Genomic DNA, 5,684 nt, shown 5'->3' on the forward strand with positions numbered 1-5,684 from the left:
TTATCAGATCATGGGGCATTAAAGTCTCAACTTCCTGTAGACTCATACGTTCACGTATGGCCCGCTCCATCCTGACCAGTCCAACACGATACTGGTTCTCAACAAGTTCACCAACAGTTCGCACTCTCCGATTACCGAGATGATCAATGTCATCAATCGGGCCCTGTGAATCTTTTAAGCGTACCAACTGACGAATAGCCAGCAGAATATCTTCTTTTGTCAGTGTCCGAATTTCAATGTCAGTATCAACGCCTAACTTGGCATTGAGTTTAAAGCGCCCGACTTCTGACAGGTCATAGGTGTCGGGATTAAAAAACAGATTATCAAAGAAATTAGCAGCGATCTCCGGCGTCGGAGGACTACTAGGTCGGAGCCTTCTGTAGATTTCAAGAAGCGCCTCTTCCGGTGTGTTTACTTTATCAAGGGCCAGGGTCTTCCTAAAGGAGTCAGTTATCTTAATCCCATCTATTATTAGTATGGAAAAAGCTTCAGTTTTAGATTCAACAAGGGACTCAAGGGAATCTTCGGTAATTTCACTGTTACAAACAGCAATAACCTCCCCGGTCTCCTGATTGATAATATCATGAGCAATTACAGAACCAACAACACTTTCAAGCGGGTCAACTTCAATTTTACCTATACCGGCATCAGCGATCTTCTGGGCCAGTGATTTACCAATTTTCCTGCCTTTCTTGGCAAGAACTTCACCGGATTGCGGATCTAAAATATCGTGGGGAGATCTTTGGCCAACAATGGTTTCGAGGTTGAATTCCTTAAAAAACTTACCATCTTCGATAACGATATTTTCTGTATCATAAAAGAAGGTAAGTAACTCTTCCGCTGTATGACCCAAGGCTTTGAGTAAGGTGGTGACAGGAAATTTACGACGTCGGTCAATCCGAACATGCAATACATCTTTTGCATCAAACTCAAGATCAATCCATGAACCACGAACAGGTATTATTCGAGCCGAGTAGAGCAGTTTACCTAATGAGTGGGTTTTACCATCATCATGGGCATAAAAGAGGCCGGGTGAGCGCTGCAACTGACTAACAATAACGCGCTCCGTACCATTAACAACATATACACCTGCTTTTGTCATCAGTGGTATGCTGCCCAGATAAACGGACTGCTCTTTGATATCACGGATACTCTTAACTTCCGTTTCGGGATCGACGTCGTAAGTAATTAAGCGTACGGTGATTTTAATTGGTACTTCATAGGTCATTCCTCGCTCAACACATTCGGCAACGGTGTATTTGGGCTCACCAAAGTTATAGCGAACAAACTCCAAGGAGCAAACTCCGTTGAAATCGTTTATAGGAAAGACATTATTAAATATGCCCTGTAGACCGTGATCACCACGTTCATCGGGCTCGACATCCTTTTGTAAGAGTTTTTCATATGACAACTGCTGCATCTCGATAAGATGCGGTTTCTCGCTCACTTCGCCAATCTTTGCAAAGCTTTTTCTGACTCGTTTCATCATCTTCATTACAGATCTGTCCTCACCAGTTGGTTTCACAGTTCAAACAAAAGAAATATCAGTTAATTTTTCTTGTCATTACCTGACAAAAAAAAGAGTATTCTATCGTCGTATAAGACAATACCATTATTACAAATGGATTGAATTGGGGGGTTATGATTCAAAACGCACTAAAACGTTACGGCAAAACCGTAACGTTTTAGTGGGTCAAATGCTTTTAACTTAAAAAAAGAAAAGCATATAAAGGGATACTATTTAACCTCAACAGTACCGCCAGCAGCTTCAATTTTCTTTTTGATGTCCTCAGCTTCTTCCTTAGATACACCTTCCTTAATAGGAGCAGGCACACCTTCAACAAGATCTTTTGCTTCCTTGAGGCCAAGAGAAGTAATTGCACGTACTTCTTTAATAACACCAATTTTCTTGTCGCCAGAACCGGTAAGAATAACATCAAATTCAGTTTGTTCTTCAACAGCAGCAACAGCAACTGGACCAGCTGCTGCAACAGCAACAGGGGCAGCAGCACTTACACCAAATTTCTCTTCCATATCCTTGATCATCTCAGAGAGCTCAAGAACACTCATGTTTGCTACAAATTCAATCACATCTTCTTTAGTTACAGCCATCTTCACATCCTCCAAAAATCACCTTAATAAAAAGGCTTATCATTTAAAAAATTATTGTTCTTTCTGATCCTTCACAGCTTGAAGTGCATAAACAAGTTTTTGTGGTATTGCATTAAGCACTCTTACAAATCCTGTAGGTACTGCCAGCATAGTAGATAACAACTGGGACAGCATAACTTCCTTGCTTGGAAGCTTAGACAATGCAGTCAGGTCATCTTTGGATATCTGTTTTCCTTCAAGCACAGCACTTCGGATTTCTAATTTACTGTGGTCTTTTGCAAAATTGACAAGTACTTTAGCCGGGCCGACTGGATCATCATATGATAATGTGACCGCAGTAGTTCCCTTAAATTGGTCGCACATCGTCGCAAAATCTGTTCCTTCAGTAGCTCGTCTTAATAGCGTATTTTTCGCTACTTTTACTTCTGAGTTGCAATTTTTAAGAGCAACACGCAACTCTTCGAACTCAGAAACGGTAAGACCTCTATAATCGCTAACAATAGCAATTTTAGCCTTTCCGAACTTCACGGACAAGTCCTGAACTATCGATGCTTTTTCATCGCGGTTCAATGGTTTTCACCTCCTTTAAGGTATTTTTCGGTTAAATTGAACAATGGAACAGTTGATGTCGACGGGGTTTGGTTGAATACTATAACCATGTCTCGGTAGGCCAGTGAAGTATGTACTCCACCAATTAAACCCAAATAATAAAGGAACCTACTGTCTTCGACTTCAGATCTGCTCAGTTAATCTATATAAAACTTGCCTGCATAGATGAATATACAGACTAATTCATGTGCTGATCACATGAAGGTGTGGGGTATAAAAACGCTACACAGCTTTCTCTCAATTACGCTGATTAAGAAGATTTTACCAACGTCTGTATTTCTGCTGGATCAAGTTTTACCCCTGGACCCATAGTCGACGTAACGGTAATCCCCTTGAGATAAATACCTTTAGCCGAAGATGGTTTAAGGTGAATAATGCGATCCATAAAAGCAAGAAAGTTTTCTCGGATTTTATCAAGGCCAAAGGAGGCTTTGCCAATCATTGCATGAACAATTCCGGCCTTATCAACTTTAAAATCAACCTTACCAGCTTTAATTTCGCCAACAACACGACCAACATCAAATGTCACTGTGCCAAGTTTAGCATTAGGCATGAGGCCTCGAGGTCCGAGTAACCTACCGATTTTACCGACGGTTCCCATCATATCAGGGGTGGCAATTGTTCTGTCAAACTCTAACCAGCCACCTTGTATTTTTTCTACCAAGTCATCTCCGCCAGCAAAATCAGCACCAGCATCAAGGGCTTCTTTAACTTTATCACCTTTTGCAAAGACCAAAACTCTTTCTATTTTACCATTACCGTTAGGGAGCAGCAGACTGCTCCGAACCATCTGATCAGCATGCCTTGGGTCAACTCCAAGTTTAACTGCAATATCAATTGATTCGTCAAACTTTCCACGAACACAATCCAAGGTTAAATTAATTCCGGTGTTAAGTTCGTACAGTTTTTCAGAATCAACCTTCGCCAGGTTAGCTTTATGTATTTTGCCTGATTTAGCCATTATTCAACTCCAATTACACCATATAAGAATCTTACGATTCATTTTTATTAATCGATTATTGTAATACCACAGCTTTTTGCTGTGCCTTCAATAATCTTTATAGCTGCGCCAATATCATATGCATTCAGATCAGGCATTTTAATTTCAGCAATTTCTCTAATCTTACTCTGTGAAATTTTAGCTACCCTTTCTTTCTTTGGATTACTCGAACCTTTCTTAAGCTTTAAGCTCTTAAACAGCAAAGTGGAGGCAGGAGGGGTTTTTGTAATAAATGAAAAGGACCGGTCAGCGTAAACGGTTATAACTACCGGCGTGAGCATATCTCCTTCACCTTGTGTTTTTGCGTTAAAGGCTTTGCAAAACTCCATAATATTTACACCGTGCTGTCCGAGTGCTGGACCTACCGGCGGTGAAGGATTTGCTTTCCCGGCAGGAATCTGAAGTTTTATAAAACCTGCTATTTTCTTTGCCATTGTCTAAACTCCTATAATTATATAGTACTATCGTTTGTGGTGCCGTCAGCGCCGTCAATGTCACAAAACGCAACTCGACAGTATACGGCAATCGTAATTCATTTGTGGGGTAGGTTTACCCTTTGGTAACCTGAATATATTCGAGCTCTACTGGTGTTTCACGACCAAAGATACTTACCATTACTTTTACACGCCCCTTATCAGGGAACACCTCATCAACAACACCCTGAAAATTTGTAAAAGGACCATCAGTAACTCGTACAGTATCTCCTTCTTCAAAAGAGATTTTGGGCTTTGGCTTTAAGGCCCCATCCTTAATACGACCAATTATCTTTTCTGCCTCTTTCTCAGGAAGTGGATCCGGGTGTAAATCATTACCAATAAAACCGGATATTTTAGGTGTATCAGTCACCGTATGCCAGGTTTCGTCATTTAGCTCTACATTAACCAAAATGTAGCCAGGGAAAAATTTACGTGCGGATGTTTTTTTGGAACCATTTACCATCTCAACAACTTGTTCTGTCGGGATAAGGATATCACCAAAAAACTCTTCCTGGTTTGCATTTTTGATACGATCAAGAAGGGCAGTCTTAGCCTTTTCTTCAAACCCGGAGTATGTATTTACAATGTACCAGCTACGTGCCATTTAATTCCCATCAAGTTTCTAATTATTTAAGTACAGTTCCAATTATTTTTCCAAGAACCAGATCAACTGCCCCGAGATAGAATGATACCATCATTACCAGAACCACGACCACGAGCGTTGAGCCCATCGTATGTTTCTTGTCTGGCCAGGCAATCTTATCAAACTCAACTTTAACCTCTGTAGAAAAATTTTTAATGTTCTCGAGGCTATATTTGTTCATTGCCTGCGGTTCTTGCTCGTTTTTGTTTTTTGACTTGCTGTTGCTCGCCATTTTTGTAATCCAGGTCAGATTTTGTAGTTATATGGAACAGATCCCGAAACAGCGAATTGGTTCCTTCAATACTTGGCAGGCCAGGAGGGATTCGAACCCCCAGCCCTCGGATTTGGAGTCCGATGCTCTACCAATTAGAGCTACTGGCCTGCACTTATTTCGTTTCTTTATGAACAGTATGTAAACGACAAAAACGGCAATACTTTTTCATCTCAAGCTTCTGAGGAGTCGATCTTTTATTCTTTGTCGTATTATAATTTCTCTGTTTACACTCGGTACAACCTAAAATAATTATGTCTCGCATGACGTTCCCTAAATATTTTCGAGCAATCCCTAATTTGGACTGCCTTAAAATGCATTAAGAGAAGGGTGGTACATAACCTTCTCTTAATGTACGTTAACAATTAATTAAAATGTAAATCTCAAGCGATCCGTATCATGATCGCTAAGATATCTACTACTCGACAATCGTGTTAATAACGCCGGCACCAACAGTTCTACCACCCTCGCGGATCGCAAACCGTAAACCCTCTTGCATCGCTATCGGAGTTATCAGTACTCCCTCAATTGACACATTGTCTCCTGGCATTACCATCTCAACGCCCTCTGGCA

The 5,684-nt window shown here is 40.8% G+C and carries 8 protein-coding genes, 1 tRNA gene and 1 pseudogene (1 of these 10 cut by a window edge); all 10 read right to left on the reverse strand.

Going from position 1 to position 5,684, the window contains the following annotated elements:
• Positions 1-1,486 (reverse strand): annotated as a pseudogene (locus HQK80_14635) (DNA-directed RNA polymerase subunit beta); it reaches 529 nt to the left of the window's first position.
• A gap of 251 nt (positions 1,487-1,737) precedes the next feature.
• Entirely contained in the window at positions 1,738-2,112 is a 375-nt protein-coding gene (rplL, locus tag HQK80_14640) for a 50S ribosomal protein L7/L12 (protein MBF0223436.1), read from the reverse strand.
• A gap of 51 nt (positions 2,113-2,163) precedes the next feature.
• Positions 2,164-2,682 (reverse strand): 50S ribosomal protein L10, encoded by a 519-nt coding sequence (gene rplJ / locus HQK80_14645; protein ID MBF0223437.1) that lies wholly within the window; start codon positions 2,680-2,682, stop codon positions 2,164-2,166.
• Positions 2,683-2,971: 289 nt separating this feature from the next.
• Positions 2,972-3,682 carry a 50S ribosomal protein L1 gene (locus HQK80_14650; protein MBF0223438.1) on the reverse strand — a complete coding sequence of 237 codons (711 nt, stop codon included), beginning with the start codon at positions 3,680-3,682 and terminating at the stop codon, positions 2,972-2,974.
• A gap of 47 nt (positions 3,683-3,729) precedes the next feature.
• On the reverse strand, positions 3,730-4,155 hold the full coding sequence (rplK, locus tag HQK80_14655; GenBank protein MBF0223439.1) for a 50S ribosomal protein L11: 426 nt from the start codon (positions 4,153-4,155) through the stop codon (positions 3,730-3,732).
• A 115-nt stretch (positions 4,156-4,270) separates the two neighbouring features.
• On the reverse strand, positions 4,271-4,801 hold the full coding sequence (nusG, locus tag HQK80_14660) for a transcription termination/antitermination protein NusG (GenBank protein MBF0223440.1): 531 nt from the start codon (positions 4,799-4,801) through the stop codon (positions 4,271-4,273).
• A 22-nt stretch (positions 4,802-4,823) separates the two neighbouring features.
• On the reverse strand, positions 4,824-5,072 hold the full coding sequence (secE, locus tag HQK80_14665) for a preprotein translocase subunit SecE (protein ID MBF0223441.1): 249 nt from the start codon (positions 5,070-5,072) through the stop codon (positions 4,824-4,826).
• 73 nt (positions 5,073-5,145) lie between these two features.
• A tRNA-Trp gene (locus HQK80_14670) sits at positions 5,146-5,222 on the reverse strand.
• A 4-nt stretch (positions 5,223-5,226) separates the two neighbouring features.
• Positions 5,227-5,376, reverse strand: a complete 150-nt coding sequence (gene rpmG, locus HQK80_14675; protein MBF0223442.1) for a 50S ribosomal protein L33 — start codon at positions 5,374-5,376, stop codon at positions 5,227-5,229.
• Between the two features lie 153 nt (positions 5,377-5,529).
• Positions 5,530-5,684 (reverse strand): elongation factor Tu (gene tuf / locus HQK80_14680; GenBank protein MBF0223443.1); only part of this gene is annotated, 155 nt, incomplete at its 5' end.

The sequence above is a fragment of the Desulfobulbaceae bacterium genome, assembly GCA_015231515.1.
Classification (GTDB): domain Bacteria; phylum Desulfobacterota; class Desulfobulbia; order Desulfobulbales; family VMSU01; genus JADGBM01.